General features: G+C 62.1%; 9 protein-coding genes and 1 pseudogene. 4 read left to right on the forward strand and 6 right to left on the reverse strand.

The genetic code is table 11. The annotated features are described in order from the left end of the window. Nucleotides 1-250 precede the first annotated feature (250 nt). The 6 genes from AC3WXD_RS13670 to AC3WXD_RS13695 all read right to left on the reverse strand — a co-directional run bounded on the left by AC3WXD_RS13670 (nucleotide 251) and on the right by AC3WXD_RS13695 (nucleotide 12,493). Nucleotides 251-1,729 (reverse strand): TolC family protein, encoded by a 1,479-nt coding sequence (locus tag AC3WXD_RS13670; protein WP_492323942.1) that lies wholly within the window; start codon nucleotides 1,727-1,729, stop codon nucleotides 251-253. Next, the gene (locus AC3WXD_RS13675) at nucleotides 1,719-3,062 is read right to left on the reverse strand and encodes an HlyD family type I secretion periplasmic adaptor subunit (RefSeq protein ID WP_492323943.1); all 1,344 of its coding nucleotides are present in this window, start codon (nucleotides 3,060-3,062) and stop codon (nucleotides 1,719-1,721) included. The genes AC3WXD_RS13670 and AC3WXD_RS13675 overlap by 11 nt, the downstream gene beginning before the upstream one ends. Beyond that, a complete protein-coding gene (locus tag AC3WXD_RS13680; RefSeq protein ID WP_492323944.1) occupies nucleotides 3,059-5,212 on the reverse strand; it encodes a type I secretion system permease/ATPase in 2,154 nt (717 codons plus the stop codon). The genes AC3WXD_RS13675 and AC3WXD_RS13680 overlap by 4 nt, the downstream gene beginning before the upstream one ends. Before the next feature lie 176 nt (nucleotides 5,213-5,388). After that, nucleotides 5,389-9,522 (reverse strand): calcium-binding protein, encoded by a 4,134-nt coding sequence (locus AC3WXD_RS13685; protein WP_492323945.1) that lies wholly within the window; start codon nucleotides 9,520-9,522, stop codon nucleotides 5,389-5,391. Nucleotides 9,523-9,997: 475 nt separating this feature from the next. Next, nucleotides 9,998-10,930, reverse strand: a complete 933-nt coding sequence (locus AC3WXD_RS13690) for a hypothetical protein (protein ID WP_155888071.1) — start codon at nucleotides 10,928-10,930, stop codon at nucleotides 9,998-10,000. A 720-nt stretch (nucleotides 10,931-11,650) separates the two neighbouring features. Then, on the reverse strand, nucleotides 11,651-12,493 hold the full coding sequence (locus AC3WXD_RS13695) for a FadR/GntR family transcriptional regulator (protein ID WP_492323946.1): 843 nt from the start codon (nucleotides 12,491-12,493) through the stop codon (nucleotides 11,651-11,653). Between AC3WXD_RS13695 and AC3WXD_RS13700 the strand changes: the two genes are divergently transcribed. From AC3WXD_RS13700 to AC3WXD_RS13715, 4 genes and pseudogenes are all read left to right on the forward strand, one after another. Further along, entirely contained in the window at nucleotides 12,398-12,739 is a 342-nt protein-coding gene (locus tag AC3WXD_RS13700) for an ATP-binding cassette domain-containing protein (protein WP_492323947.1), read from the forward strand. The two genes, AC3WXD_RS13695 and AC3WXD_RS13700, sit on opposite strands and share 96 nt — an antisense overlap. Then, on the forward strand, nucleotides 12,673-12,822 hold the full coding sequence (locus tag AC3WXD_RS13705; RefSeq protein WP_492324021.1) for a hypothetical protein: 150 nt from the start codon (nucleotides 12,673-12,675) through the stop codon (nucleotides 12,820-12,822). Before AC3WXD_RS13700 ends, AC3WXD_RS13705 begins: the two co-directional genes overlap by 67 nt. A gap of 60 nt (nucleotides 12,823-12,882) precedes the next feature. Continuing rightward, a pseudogene (locus AC3WXD_RS13710) lies at nucleotides 12,883-13,722 on the forward strand (M20/M25/M40 family metallo-hydrolase). Nucleotides 13,723-13,769: 47 nt separating this feature from the next. After that, entirely contained in the window at nucleotides 13,770-15,263 is a 1,494-nt protein-coding gene (locus tag AC3WXD_RS13715) for a M81 family metallopeptidase (protein WP_492323948.1), read from the forward strand. The last annotated feature ends 220 nt before the right edge of the window (nucleotides 15,264-15,483 follow it).

Genomic DNA, 15,483 nt, shown 5'->3' on the forward strand with positions numbered 1-15,483 from the left:
AGGGTACCCGATGCAGGCCATAGAGCGTGCAGGGTTGGAACGACGGGGTGTGGATGTCGCGGGGTGTAAAGGGCCATTCTTCGGAGTGGCCTTTTTTATTGGGTTTGGGGATCCGGACACGCCTGGCAATGCGGCTTTGCACAGACAATGGCCCCGCATCGCCGACAGCCTGCGACTCGCGCAGTCTCTACGCAGCCGCTCACGGCGACAAGGCCAGCCGCGCGCTTACCCGCCGCTGCAATCCCTCCCGTCAACGCCGGGCGTGCAGATGCTCGAGGCTGACCGTTCCCGCACTTGCCAGTAGCCTGAGCCGCGCGGAGCGCCACTCCGATAGTGCTCGCACCCGCTCTTGCACCGCATCCGCCTGGGCCCTCTGAACACTCAGCATTTCCAGAATATCGACGATACCCCGGTCATATTTGCGCTGAACGTTATCCAACGCGTCCTGAGACGCATCGATCAGCCGCGCGGAGGCGCCCAGATTCCTCAATGCCGCCACAGCATCCGCATGGGCCTTGACCACCTCGCCCAGCACCCGATTCCGGGTATCGCGCAGTTCCGCCTCTTTGACTTCGATCTGCGCTTGCGCACCACGCACCTTGTAGGTTCGTCCGAAACCTTCGAACAGCGGAAAATTCACGGTAAAGCCGATGACCGATTCTTCCGTTCTCGTCGCCGACAGACCTTGGCTGGGCCGTCCATTGAGGTATCGGCTTTGCGTGAAGTCCAACGTGGGCAACCCCTCGGACCGCGTTACCGTCAGCCGCTCTCTGGCCGACTCGACCTGAGCGCCGGCGGCCACTAATGCGGGATGCTGGTCCTGCGCCAGTGCAAGCCAGTCTGCCAGGTCCTGCCGCAAGGTGTCTTCCGTATCGAGGTAATCCTGCGCCAGGGTCAGGCTGTCCGGTGCCCCCAGCATTTCCGCCGGCAGCCCCAGTGCGACCCCCAATACGGCCAGGGCTCTCTCGTAGCCGCCAAGGGCACGGCCGCTCTCCAATTCCGCCTTGGCCAGCGCCATCTTGGCCTGCAGCGTATCGGACTGCGCGCCTGCGCCCCGTGCCTCGCGTTTCCTGGCCGTTTCCCACGTTTGTTGCGCCAGAGCCATGCCCTTTTCCTTGGCTTCCCGGTTGGCCTTGGCCGTCTGCGCGTCGAAATACGCGCCGATCACATTGGAGAGCGTCTCTTGCAGCACTGCGTCGTGGCTAGCCAGCGCGGCGTCAAGCAAGGCGCCGGCCGAACGGCGATTCGCGCCACGCCCCCCGAAGTCAAGCAATCGCCAGGTGAGTGTGGCGTACTGCGTCCTGCTCTTGCGTTCCGTATCCGCCAGCACCCGGGAATCGGGATAGCGGGTCTTCTGCCTCAATTCACTCACGCCGACGGTGACGGTCGGCAGATACGCGGACCGCGCCTCCCCCAATTGCGCGGCCTGTACCTTGATGGCCGCCCACGCGCTTTGCACCCGAGGGTTGTGGCACAAGGCCAGGTCCACCGCCTGCGACAACGTCAACGGCGCCGCGCCGTCATGGCCGCCTTCGCAAACATGCGCCTGCATATCCCCAGGCAACAATCGGCCGGCATCGAGCCGGGGCGGCCCGGCCAGCAGCGGATCGGCAAAGGGAGTTGTCGCCAGGTCAGCCCAATCCAGCGCATGGGCGCCTTCCGTTGCCGAGATCGCGAATGCAAGCATTGCCGCGGCCACGCTTCGCCGAATGACCGCGCTAACGCTCATGCAGTGCCTCCCGCTGGTGCCGCATCAGGGGCGACAGTACATACTCGATCACCCGCCGCGTACCCGTCTTGATCTCCACATTGACCGACATGCCGGCCGAAAGCGGCAATGTCTTGCCGGCCACGAGAATGCCGCTGCGATCCAGCGCGATCCTGGCGGCGTAAATCAAGCGCTGCTCGTCATCTTGAATGGCGTCCTGCGAAACATGCCTGACCTTGGCTGCGACGGTTCCATACCTTGTGTAGTCGAAGGCATCGATCTTCACCTGCGCATCCTGGCCGACGTGCACAAAACCCACGTCCTTGTTTTCCAGGAATGCCTCCACCTCGATGACACTTTCCTTGGGAACGATCTGCATCAGCGGCTGCGCGGCAGGCACCACGCCGCCAACCGTATGCACCGTCAGTTGCTGCACGGTGCCGTCCACCGGCGCGGTCAGTCTCAACAGCTTGCTGTGCTCTCCCGCGCGGCGCTTGTCCTGCGCCCCTGCGGACATGATCCTGTTGGCCTCGGCCATGGCCTCGTGCGCTTCCTTGCGGATCTGGGCGATCAGCGTGGCGCGCTGGTTCCTTGCGTCAAGCAACTGGCCTTCCAGGTCCAGCCTGGCCTGCTCCTTCTCCAGCCACGCATGGCGCGACACCGTATGATCCGGCAGCAAGGCCTTGAAGTCCTCGGCACGCTGCGCTGCCAGCGGCAGCGCAGCGGCATAACGAGAGATTTCGCCATCGATCCGCCTGAGCCTGGCGCAAAAGTCGCGGTACTGGCCATCGAGCTGCGATCTGGCCGACCGCCATTGGGCATCCGTTGCCCCCTCCACCCCGTCCAGCCGCGGCGCTCCGCGCCGATCCAGCGCGCCAATCATGGCCAGAGAGCGCGCCACCTGCAACTTGGCCTGGACCACGGCATCCGCGGCCTTGTCACGTTCGGCATCGCTGCTGCTGGAGTCCAGTTCAATCAGCACATCGCCAGCGCGCACCTCCTGGCCTTCGGTGACATACAGGGTCCGCACACTGGCAACGTCCACGGACCCGATCGTCTTGGTGCGCGCCGACGGGATGATCTTGCCGGTGGCGTTCACGATGATGTCCACCTGCCCGACGATAGACCAAAGCACGGCGAACACCACCATCGCCATCAGGATCCGCCCGGTCCAGCGCAGGGTCGGAGACCCCGGCACTTCCTGCAGCGACAGCCCCGCGGGCAGGAATTCCGCTTCCTGCTTGTTGAAAAAATCGGTCCGCACGGCATGGCGCATTTTCCAGCAGTGCGCGAAAACAGCGCCATAGCGCCGGACCAGGTCGCGCCAGGCTTGCAGGCGGTGGCGCACACTCATGCCGATGCCTGCGGCGACATCCCGGCTGTGCCCGGGACAACACGGGCATGGGCATTCTGCAAGCCATACAGGTGTCCGTAGATGCCCTGCGGAACCCGCAGCAGTTCCTCATGGCTGCCGACCTCGGCGATCTGTCCCCGTTCCATCACCACGATCCGGTTGGCGTGGCGTACCGCGCTCAGCCGGTGCGCGATGATGAGCACGGTGCGTCCCGCGCAGATCTTCAGCATATTGTCCTGGATGATCTTCTCCGATTCGTAGTCCAGGGCACTGGTGGCCTCGTCGAGAATCAGGATGCGCGGGTCGGAAATCAAGGCACGGGCAATGGCAATGCGCTGGCGTTGTCCCCCCGACAGGCCCGTGCCATGTTCTCCCACCAGCGTGTCATACCCTTCGGGCAATTCGCAGATAAATGCGTGCGCGCCCGCCAGTTTTGCCGCTTCGATGATGGACTCGATCGGCAGCGACGGGTCGGTTAGCGCGATATTGTCCCGAATCGAGCGCGAAAAAAGCATGTTTTCCTGCAGCACCACGCCGACCTGCTGGCGCAGCGATGCCGTGTCGATGATGGCAATGTCCTGTCCATCGATGGTTATCCGCCCGCGATCCGGGACATACAGGCGCTGGACCAGCTTGGTCAGCGTGCTCTTGCCGGAACCCGAACGGCCCACGATGCCGATGACCTCGCCCGGTTCGATCTTCAACGCGACGGAACGGATCACGTCCGCCGCGTCGGGCCGGTAGCGGAACGAGACCTGATCGAACTCGATCGTGCCCGACACACGCGGGATGCGCGTCTTGTTGCCGGCCACTTCGGTGCGGGTATTCAGGATATCGCCCAGGCGGCTCATGGAAATGCCCACCTGCTGGAAATCATTCCACAGTTGGGCCAGCCGCAGGATCGGCGAAGATACCTGGCCGGCCAGCATGTTGAAGGCGACCAGTTCGCCCACCGTCATCTTGTTGTCCACCACCAGCAAGGCGCCCAGCCACATGATGCCTGCCGTGACCAGCTTGCTTACCAGACTCACGCCGCCACTGGCCACCAGCGCGATGTTGGTGGTGGATAGCCCGGCGGACACGTAGGCCGCGAGGTGCTTGTCCCACCGCTGCTGCCAGCGCGGCTCCACGGCCATCGCCTTGACGGTATCCATGCCATTCAGGGTCTCCACCAGGAAAGACTGGCTTTCCGCGCTCTTGTTGAACTTGTCGTTGAGTCTGGCGCGCAGAATCGGCGTGAAGAGCAGCGACAGGAGCAGGTATACCGGAATGGAGGCAACCACGATCAGGGTGAGCGTCGGGCTATACCACACCATGACTCCAAGGAACACGAACGAAAAGACGATATCGAGCACCAGGGTCATGGCGTTGCCGGTCAAGAACGAGCGGATGTTCTCCAGTTCCCTGATGCGGGCAACCGAGTCTCCCACCCTCCGTGCTTGAAAGTAGCTGATCGGCAAGCTCATGAGATGCCCGAACAGCCAGGTACCCAGTTCCACATCGATCTTGCTGCTGGTGCTGGCGAACACCGCCGTGCGAATGCCCGTCAATACGGCGTCAAACAGGATGGCTGCGATCAAGCCGATGGCAATGACGTTGAGCGTCTTCATGGCATGGTTGACCAGCACCTTGTCCATTACCACCTGGAAGAACATCGGCGTGATCAGGGCTACGATCTGCAATACCAGCGAGATCAGCAACACTTCGCCCAAGGTCTTGCGATGCTTGATCACTGCGGGGATGAACCACGTGAAATCGAACTTCGCCATCTCCCCCGCAAAGCTGGCCTTGCTGGTGAAGAAAATCAGTTCCCCGGCCCATTGCGCCGCGAAGCTGTCCAGGCCGAGAATCTCGGGGGAGCACCCGGGGCGCTGAATCAATACGCGAACCGGATCTTGCGCGGTATCCACCTTGCCCACCAGGAAATAGTCCCCCGCCGGGCCGATGCCGATAGCGGGCAGCGGCGCGCGATCGAGACGCGCGAGTTCCTGGCGCACCCGCCTGGACGTCAGCCCCAGCTTCCTGGCTGCCAGCAGGATCGTCTGTGTCGTGAATTTCTCGCGTCCATACTGATGCTGCAATTGCGCCGCGTCGGCGGCTATGCCGTGGAGCCTGGCCATGAGCATCAGGCACTGCAATCCGGTATCCATGGCGGGATGTCCGCCGGAGTCGGTCGTGGAAGAAGCGCTTGTTCCCGTCACGGAAGGGTGGAAGGCAAGAAGATATTCGTCATACGGCTCAGCAAAACGAGCCGTCCGGATGCATGAAGGCCGGGCGAGGCGGTTCTTCGCCGTCTCGCCCGGCCGGAGCCAGTACTTCGAGCCGCCTAGTGCGTGACGGTCAACAACACCTGCCCGTTGCTGGCCTGTCCGCTGGTCCAGGAAGTCTGCGTGGCACTGGGCGGCGCAAATGCGGCCATGGCCTGCACGAACTTCTCCACGTCCGTGTTGTACATGGTCAGGCCATCGGCGGTCTTGATGCGCTCCACCTGGTTGTCCCTGCCCGAGGTGCCCCCCACATACCAGTCCTTGATGGAAATCTGGTCCGCCGTTCCCAGAACCTCGATCTGCAGGTCGTTGCCGACGTGCTTGAACCACAGATTGGTCTGCTTGACGTTTTCCAGTCGCAACGTGTCGGCGTTGCTCTTCGTCGCATCGCTTTCCACGATGGTGTCCTGCCCGTCGCCTTTGGTGAACACGTAGGTGTCGTTCCCCGCGCCGCCGATCAGCGTATCGTTGCCCTTGCCGCCCGTGAGGATGTTGTTGCCCCGGTTGCCGGTGATGACGTTGTCCAGTTCGTTGCCCGTGCCGTTGATGTTCTCTTCCCACAGCTTGATGGGATCGATGGTGTAAATGGTGTAGGCATTGGCCACATTGGCGTCGGCGCGGAAATCGGCAATGGCGACGTAGCGGGTCATGTCGCTGACCTTGCCGCGCCCGGAGTCGGCGATGTAGAAACCGTTGATCTCCCCGGTGGTCTCATTGCAGGCCACACCCGTCACGGTCACCACGTGGTTGACGCCGCCATTGTCCAGGTACGCGCCGTCCCCCCAAAGCTTGCCGGCGTTGACGCCGATGATCACGCCGCGCCCGCCCTTGATGAGGTTGGCGATGCCCTGCTCGTTGTAACCCGCGATGATGCCGTTGCGGATGCCGTAACTGTCGAGCAAGGCTTGCTGACCTACATAGTTGGAGCCGCCGCGCTGGTAGTCCGTCTTGGTGGCATCGGTGACGCACCATTTGTTGTCGATCGCCGTGCGCACCACGTCGGCTTCCGAGCGCGCCTGATTGGCCTGCGTGCTCAGGTTGGCAATGGCCGTCAGCGCGCAAGTGCCCTTGTAGCCCGCCACGGCGTCACCCTGCATGTAATCCAGTTCGAATGCCTTGGGGTAGCCATAGACCAGGATGGGAACCCCGTCGGCCACGCCGCGCTCCGCTTTGGAGAAATCCAGCAAGGTCAGGTTTTCCAGATTCGCGCCCAGCTTGTAGCTGATGCTGGCGTTCACGGTGTCGGTGCCCTCGCCGGCCATTTCGGTGGCCTTGTCGCCGGCGTTGTCGACATAGTAGGTGTCGTTGCCCAGACCCCCGATCATGGTGTCCGCGCCAGTGACACCGTCCAGGATGTTATCGCGGCTATTGCCGACGATACGATTGTTCAGGCGGTTGCCCGTGCCGTGGATGTCGTAGCCCTCGACCAGGCGCAATTCCTCGATGTTGGCGTTCAGGATGTAGTTGGCGCTGCTGACAACAATGTCGTAGCCCTCGTCGCGTTGCTCCAGGATCACGTCGTTGACGCTGTTGACGACATAGGTGTCGTTGCCAAGTCCCCCCTCCATGTAGTCGGCGCCGGCGCCGCCATCGAGATAGTCATTGCCGAGGCCGCCGACCAGGGTGTCATTACCGGCGCCGCCATACAGGAAATCATTGTCGGTCTCGCCCGCAGCCAGCGTCTGCTTGGCTTCGTTGTTGGCGGTAAAACCGTACAGGATGTCATCGCCGGCCCCGCCATAAATGACGTCATTACCGACCTGGCCGAACATCCTGTCGTTGCCAGCCTCGCCGTATATCACGTCATTGCCGTCGCCACCCTGCATCTCGTCGTTGCCGACCCCGCCCCAGAGCTGGTCGCTGCCCAGGCCGCCGAGCATGAGGTCATCGCCCGCGCCGCCGTACATCACGTCGTTGTCGGTCTCGCCGGCAGCCAGGGTCTGCTTGCCGTCGTTGCTCGCGGTAAAGCCCTGCATGATGTCGTTGCCGTCGCCGCCCCACATGCGGTCGTTGCCGACACCGCCGAACATCTTGTCGGCGCCGGCGCCGCCATCCATGGTGTCGTTGCCCGCATCGCCGCCGAGTTCGTCATCGGCGGCGGCGCCGAACAGGGTATCGTCACCGTCGCCACCGACCACTAGGTCATTGCCGGCGCCGCCGTCCATGTAGTCGTTGCCAAAGCCGCCATACATCTGATCGGCCCCGTTGCCGCCGAACATGACGTCGTCGTCGGTTTCCCCCGCGTCCAGCGTCTGCTTGGCATCGTTGCTCGGCGTGAATCCCAGCATGACATCGTTGCCTTCGCCGCCGTTCATGGTGTCGTTGCCCGCGCCGCCGAAGAGCTTGTCGTCGCCGGTGCCGCCGTCGAGCTGGTCGTTGCCCGCGCCGCCCTGGAGTTCGTCGCGCCCGTCGCCGCCGACTAGGATGTCCTGTCCATCCCCGCCGAACAACACGTCGTTGCCCGCGCCGCCGTTCAGGACGTCATTGCCGGCGCCGCCGTCGATCTGATCGTCGCCCTCTTCGCCGTAAAGCTTGTCGTCGCCCGCGTAGCCCAGCAGCGTGTCGTTGCCGGTGCCTCCCCACAGGTTGTCGTTGCGGGTGCTGCCGCCCATCAGGTCGTTGCCGCCGCCGGCATAGAAATTCTGTACAAGGCCGAGGTTGAAGAACTTCCCGTCGTAGGCGGCGAAATAGCCGATGTCGAACGAATCGTTGCCGTCGGTGCCCACCATGTTCTGCTGGTTGCTGGACAGCTTGATCTGTGTGGGCAACCAGTCGATCCACAGTGCGTTGTTGATCTGGAAGCGCTGATCCGTTGCCCGCAGCGTGGCATAGTTGCTGACAAGCGCCGCCGGCATGCCGGGCGCGACGCGCGAATTCAGCGGCGCGGCCGCGGTACTTTGCGCCACGGTGCGAGAACTTGCGTTGCCCGCGGTATGAAAGGCATAGTCGCTGCCGCGCAAGCTGCTCAAGCCCAGGGCAGCCAGCGCCGCGCTCAATGTCGTGAACTCGTTGGCGGCGGTCTCCGACTTGTTCAGGACGCCGTCTTCATTGAGGTCGCTCCAGGCATACAGGTCATTCAACTCGGCGCCGGTGAGCTTGCCGTCGCCATCGACGTCCCTGGCCGAAAGCTGCGCGCCGGACACATTGCCGCCGGCACTGGTCACGATACGGAAAGTCCGGTTCGCAATGGACGCGGCAGCATCGATGCCAACGGACTTGCTCTCGTAGAACGCGCCGAACGGACCCAGATCCAACGCATTGCAGACCTGCGGGCGTGTGACCGTGCTGTTCACGTAGTAGTTGGTCGACGCATTGAACAGGCTCTGAAAGGTAATCGTGTCGATCACCCCCTTGCCAAAACCCGACCACACCGTATAGTCGGCGGCCAGCGCCGAGGCCAGGTTGTCGAAGGCATAGACAGGCGCGCTCCAGTTTATGCCGTCCGCAGAAGTCTGCGTCACCGTGAGGCCGTTGACATAAGCGCCACCGATGCTGTTGACGGTACGGCTGATCACGCCCGAGGTGGGGTCATAGCGGAAATTGCGGCTCCCCCCGTTCACCAGCGTGCCAGCGCCACCGGAGGCATCGAAGCTTCCCACATAGGTGCCATCCTGATAAACGTGCATCCTGCGATCGGCCACGAATGAGACATTGCCGTTGGCGGCAACGTTGCCCTGGGAGAGGGTGCCGTTGGCGCTTTGCAGTTGATAGCTGGCTTGGCCCGTTCGTGTGTTTGTCGTAGTGACAAAGCTGAATCCTGCCATTGCACCACTGCTGATGGGACTGGTGGTAATACGGTAGGAGGGCGACGTACCATTTGGCGCCTTGACGGTGGCAACTGCGGTTACACCACCATTCGGAGCCTGCTGCAGGGAAAGTGAACTCACCGAACTCATGAAGGCATTGTCGAGATCCGGACTCACGGGGCCCGCCGCCCCACCAAATACCGCTTCCTTGAGTGCCCAGAGGGATCTCTTAACCTGTTCGATATTGGCAAGACCGGGGGTCTTATCCATCCAATCCTGTGCGGCACGAGCGATGGTCTGATCACTTGAAAACGCGAGCTGGCCGACACGGGTGGAAAGCATAGTGCTGGCAATAATGCTATCCGCCCCATCACCGCCTGTGTCTCGCAGGGATTGCCAGATTTGCTCGACGGCCGCATCCCCTTGCGTCTTGCGTATCAATGCCATCGGGGTTTCTAGAGTCCAATTGTCGATGCTCAGACCATTGGACTGAAAAACTTGGGTATGAAATGATTTTGTTTCATTGAAATTAATATCTCGACTTACGATACCACCCGCTCCCTTCGCAATACTAGTCAAGGTCGTAACATAGCCGATAGCCATACCGACGCGAATTGTATCGATCTGGGCAGTTGAAAGATTTCTACAAGCATCTATGCCGATACCCAATAGTGCCGTACTGGAGAGAAAGTCCAAGGCTGATACGCCTGTAACCGTATTGCCAATCGCTACACCCCTAGCCCATCCCGCATAATTGTAGCCTTGATCATAGAGCTCGCTATATACCTTTATGACTTCGGGAATTCCGCCACTCCTGATCCGGGATTCGTAGCGGCTCAATTGCACTAGTGACAGGGTCGCTGGCATGAGAATTTCTCCTTATTTTTTAGTTGATGACGAGAAACAACAGAAAATGGAGAGGTCACGGTGTACTCGGCTGGGCGGCTGCCGAAGCAGGTCCCCTCAACACTACTTCGATCTTGAAACTCTGGACAAGATCGCTCACATTTCGCTGTATTTTCTGCCATTGGGGTAACCAGTAGCGCGGATACTGGATATAAACTTTTGCATGCATGGCCGGCTCAAGACTAATATACTGATCGCAGGTCGTACGCTTCATATTTGGCAAATTCCGGTTTGCACATTCAATATAAGTATCGACCTTCCCATCCCTACCGCGATGGACAAACAGATCCTTTGCATAATCATCTTCGCGATATGGTTTTCCAGTTACCGGATCAATACCTGGTGGTGCATACATCATCAGTCCATACTCCACCCTTGGCAGGCCCTCATAATTCCTATAGGCTAAATTCGGATATCCATCTCTTTCGGCGTTAAAATTCAGCGTGGCATTAACCGTACTTTCCAGAAAATCTCCACCTGGATATATCCAACCGCTACTTACACCAACATCGATCCAAGGCGAAATTGAGTCGTAGTAACCTTTCCAATATGGATCACTGTACTTCTCCAAGTCTCTCCACAACTCAGAACTGGAAAGTCCAGCCATGTCCGGAAAGCGCACCTTGAAGCCAAAGCTCGCCAGCCGAGATTGATAGGTGCGTAGCGGTACCGGTCCTCTACGCTTTTCCCCAAAACCGGGGTCGCCATCGTACTCCACGTAGTTGGCAAAATAATGTGGAATCCTCACCGGCACGCCACCCAAATCACCAATTACGAACTCCGTCCGCGTGTCACGCGCCGCGTTCATTTCAGGCGGGAACAAGGGATTTCCTTGCCCTTGACTGAGTTGCGCCCATGCGTACATCCACCTCAGGCAGAAAATCCCCAAAATCAGCAGCAATCCAAATAGAACAAAGACAGTGAGTTTTCCTTTGGAAAATTTGCTCATGACATCAGCATGCGGGTAGTTTATTTCGAAGATTGACTATCGAGTCTAGTGTTTTTTGGATCAATGATAAGCTCTGGAATAGCGCACCCAAACACACTGAGGCACAATCCGATCATGCACATCGAAGTAGCATACCGACATCTTGGTCACAGTGATATCAGTCGTTTCCCAATTTGACAGTCGATGACTAAAGATCAGAATTTAGAGATACTTAATTCATCGATTTGGTGAAAACCATTTTTAAGAATACCCCCAACCAAACTCATATGTCGCAATTTATTACATCTCTCGATACCAAGAAAAAGGGACGAGATCGCCTGTCTCTGCATTGCTCAGTCGGCGCCAGGAAGCGTTACTGACAACGCACTGGAGAAAAAGACGCCGCCGCCAAGCCAGTGAACCGGAGGATGGATCAGGTGAAGCCGGATTGCCCTTGCCAAGATCCGATCACGCCGTGTAGTCGACGGCCAATGCCGCAGCCACAGAGTCGAAGGCATGGACAAGTGCACTTCAGGTCATGCCGCCCCTGAAAGCCCGCGTCGCAGTAAAACCACTGGCATAGGCGCCGCCGATGCTATTGGAGATTCGGTTGATCGTGCGCGAAGTGCGGTCGACCGCTTACATCGTTCACCACCGTAGCGGTCCGCTGGTGGCATGGGTGGCACTGAAGATGGGGCCGATCCGCCGTCACGGACCAGTCTCACGGCAATGTCGGAGATGTCAGGCGCGCCCGGACCCGCGCACACCGCGGGCCCGCCGCGGCATCTCCGAATCGAGCACCAGCCGCCCATTGATCTTGCCGTTCATGCGCGTGACATAACGCGTGCATTCCTCCATGTGCGACAACATCAGCGTCCGTACTTTCTCCACGTCGCGGTCTCGCGCCGCGCTCAGGATCTTCTTGTGGAACCTGACGTTGGCCGCGCCGAAGCGCTCGTGCTCGCACGTCGGCGTGTCATTATCGAACACCACCAGGTGCCGGATCATCTCGTTGATCAGTTCGCAGCAGAACCGCAGCATCGGGTTGGGATTGGCCGCCGCCAGGATGTCGTCGAAGCTGAGATCTTCCTGACGCTGATTCAGCGGGTCGATCGCGGCCGCGGAAGCCGGGTCACACTGGTCGATTGTGCGCTCCAGCGCGATGAAATCCTCGTCCGTCAGGTGCCGCACCGCGCCGGCGGCGAGTTCGGGCTCCAACAGCTTGCGCACGGTATAGATGTCGGCAATGCCGATGTCCTTGAAGAACAGGTAGTTCTGCATCAGTTGAAAGGTGCGGTCCATCTGCACTTCGACGATGGTGCCACCGCCAGACGGTCCCGTGCTGACACTGATCGGGCCCTGCACCTCCAGCGATTTGAGCGCCTCCCGGATCGTGCTCTTGACATCGCCGGCATCGTGCCCCACCAGATCGCCGCGAGTGGCCTTTGCCTGGTACCCGAGCACCGCGGCATCTTCCACCCGCTGACCGTGGAAGAGAATCTCAGGCTCGGCGTCCGCCGGGAATCTCCCTGGCAACTGAATGACATTTACCGCATCTTCCCGCGCTTGCGGGAGCGGCGCCACAACGGCGGGGCGCAATTGTCGGGCGGCGAACAGCAAATGCTCGCCATCGGACGCGCGCTGATGAACCATCCACGGCTGCTGATGCTGGACGAGCCCGTGGAAGGTCTTGCGCCTGTCATCGTCGAGGAGATCGTGGCACAACTCAAGGCGATCAAGGCGGCCGGCGTACGATCCTGCTGGTGGAGCAGAATCTTGAGGTCTGCATGCAACTGGCGGACCGGCATTTCATCCTGGAGCAGGGGGTGACAGTATACAGTGGCGGCGACGCCGCGTTCAGAGACGACGAGGCGGTCAAGGACCGCTACCTTGGCGTGGGTGTCGCGACATGAACGGCATGAGCCGCATGCGCAGCCCTTCGTCCACCAGCCCAGGCAGCAGGAGGATGCATTATGTCGACACAGCATGATCCCGCCCTGGCGAGCCTTCGCATCGACGGCGTGCGCCTGTGGGCGTCACTGATGCGACTCGCCGCGATCGGCGCCACGCCAAAGGGCGGCGTATGCCGGCTGGCGCTGACGGAGCAGGATCGCCGCGGCCGCCATTTTTTCGTGGCGCAGGCTAGAGCCATCGGCTGCGAAGTACGCGTCGATACCGTGGGCAACCTGTTCGCGCGCAGGGCCGGGCGCAACAACGGCGCCTTGGGGCAGCGCTGGTACGACGTGGTCGTCACGGGCATGGAGGCGCATGCCAGCCCTACGCCGATGGCCATGCGCCGGGACGCCATGCTGGCGGGCGCCGAATTGGTGGGCATGGTCAACCGCATCGCGATGACACTGCAGCCGCATGGACGCGCCACGGTGGGCCACATGGAGGTGCCCCCAATTCCCGCAACGTCATCCCCGGCCGCGTCGCCATGACGGTGGATATGCGCTCGGACACCGATGCCGCGCTGTCCGGGATGGACCACGCCTTGCGCGAAGGCGCGGCACAAGTGGCGACGCGCACCGGCGTGCGCATCGAGATCGAACACGCCACAGCCATTCGACGCGCGGATGGTGGCATCCGTGCGGGCCGCCGCACGGCGGCTGGGCCTGTCCGAGATGGACGTCATCAGCGGCGCCGGACACGACGCCGTCCATCTCGCGTGCGTGGCCCCCGCCGCCATGATCTTCGTGCCCTGCAAGGACGGCATCAGCCACAACGAGATCGAAGACGCCAGGCCTGAACACCTGGAAGCCGGCTGCAACGTCCTGTTGCAAGTCATGCTCGAAGCCGCGAACCTGCCCTGAAGCCAGCCCTGAGGCCTGCCCCGAAACCTGCCGCCCTGGAACCATCCATGAAGATCCTGATCGCACGGCTGAACCACGAAACCAACACGTTCTCTCCGGTGCCGACGCCGTTGTCGTCCTTCCAGCCCCGCTACGGCGAAGACGCCTACCGGGCCAGCAAGGGCACGCGCACTGCCATCGGTGCCTTCATCGATCTGGCGGAGGCAGCCGGCGCGGCGCTGGTGGTGCCGGTGGCCGCCAGCGCCAACCCGAGTGGCCGCGTCGCGGCCGCCGCCTACGATGCCTTGTGCGATGCCATTCTCGCCGCCGCGCCCGGCTGCGACGCGGCGATGCTGGACCTGCACGGCGCCATGGTGGCAGAGAACAGCGACGACGGCGAGGGCGAACTGCTGGCACGCCTGCGCAAGGTATTGCCGAATGCGCCAATCGCCATCGCGCTGGACCTGCACGGCAACATCACGCCGACCATGGTGGCCCACGCCGACATCGCCGTCAGCTTCAAAACCTACCCGCATGTGGACATGTACGAAACCGGCGAACATGCGGGCCGCCTGCTGTTGCGCATGCTGCGGCGGGAAATCCGGCCGGCGCTGGCGTGGCGACGCTTGCCGATGGTGACCCACACGCTGCGCAGCAACACCGGCGAAGGGGCCATGCGGCGCGCGGTGGCGGCGGCCCGGCAAGCGGAGGCCGATGGCATGCTGGCCGTGTCGGTGCTGGCCGGTTTCGGCCTGGCCGACATCGCGGCACCCTGCCTGAGCATGCTGGTGGTGGGCGACGGCGATGTCGGGGCGGCCCAGGCGGCGGCCGACCAGCTCGCGGCGCAGATCTGGGATGAGCGTGCCGGTTTCGTCTATGCATCCGAGCCGCTGCCGGATTCCATCGCGCGCGCCGCCCGACTGGCGGCAACGGACGGCACTGGCCCGGTGTTGCTGCTGGACCACGGCGACAATTGCATGTCCGGCGGTACCTGCGACGATATGGCGGTACTGCGGGAAGCGTTGCGCCAGGGGCTGTCCGGCATCGCGGCGGGCCCGGTGTGCGATCCGCAGGCAGTGGCCGCGCTGGTCGACGCCGGCGTGGGCGCCAGCGTGGCGCTGCCGGTGGGCAACAAGGTGCCGCTCGCCCAACTCGGCCTCCATCCCGAGCCACTGCCGCTGAGCGGCCGCGTGACTGCCGTCAGCGACGGCGAATACGTGATCGGCGGCCCCACGTACAACGGCCTGCGCGTCCGCATGGGCCGCACCGTGCTGCTCGACATCGGCGCGGCGCAGGTACTGGTAACCGAAACCCCGCAGGAACACTGGGATATCGGCATCTTCACCCATATCGGCGTGGATCCCCGCGCACAGCGCTTCCTGTTGCTGAAATCGCGCATGTATTGCCGGCCGGTGTTCGTGCCCATCGCCCGCGCGGTGGTCGAGTGCGACGGCGGCGGCGTCACGAGTTCGCGCTACGCGCAGTTCCCGTTCCGGCGCCTGGCGCGGCCGGTGTATCCCCTGGATGCCGGAGCCGGCCTGGACGCGCCGGCGGCCGCCTGAGGCCGGATCGCGTGCTCGAAGAGGGCCCGCATCGCCCGCCCCGCCCGCTCGTCCCGCCGGCCTCCAGATACGCCCCATAGCGCAGGCCGATGGCCGGCGGCGCCCACGGCGCGCCCTGCTTCCCGGCGGCGTATGCCCCCTTGCCGACATCAAGAATGTCACGCGCGCAACGCAATGGGGAAATCGAGGCTCCCGCTTGTGCATTTCCCTGCCTATACTC

Source organism: Cupriavidus sp. FW216-B1 (genome assembly GCF_058789195.1).

Coding starts and splice junctions, on each gene's coding strand:
- AC3WXD_RS13685 (WP_492323945.1), bottom strand. CDS start 9,522: ATGGCATTGATACGCAAGACGCAAGGGGATGCGGCCGTCGAGCAAATC.
- AC3WXD_RS13675 (WP_492323943.1), bottom strand. CDS start 3,062: ATGAGTGTGCGCCACCGCCTGCAAGCCTGGCGCGACCTGGTCCGGCGC.
- AC3WXD_RS13690 (WP_155888071.1), bottom strand. CDS start 10,930: ATGAGCAAATTTTCCAAAGGAAAACTCACTGTCTTTGTTCTATTTGGA.
- AC3WXD_RS13670 (WP_492323942.1), bottom strand. CDS start 1,729: ATGAGCGTTAGCGCGGTCATTCGGCGAAGCGTGGCCGCGGCAATGCTT.
- AC3WXD_RS13715 (WP_492323948.1), top strand. CDS start 13,770: ATGAAGATCCTGATCGCACGGCTGAACCACGAAACCAACACGTTCTCT.
- AC3WXD_RS13680 (WP_492323944.1), bottom strand. CDS start 5,212: ATGGATACCGGATTGCAGTGCCTGATGCTCATGGCCAGGCTCCACGGC.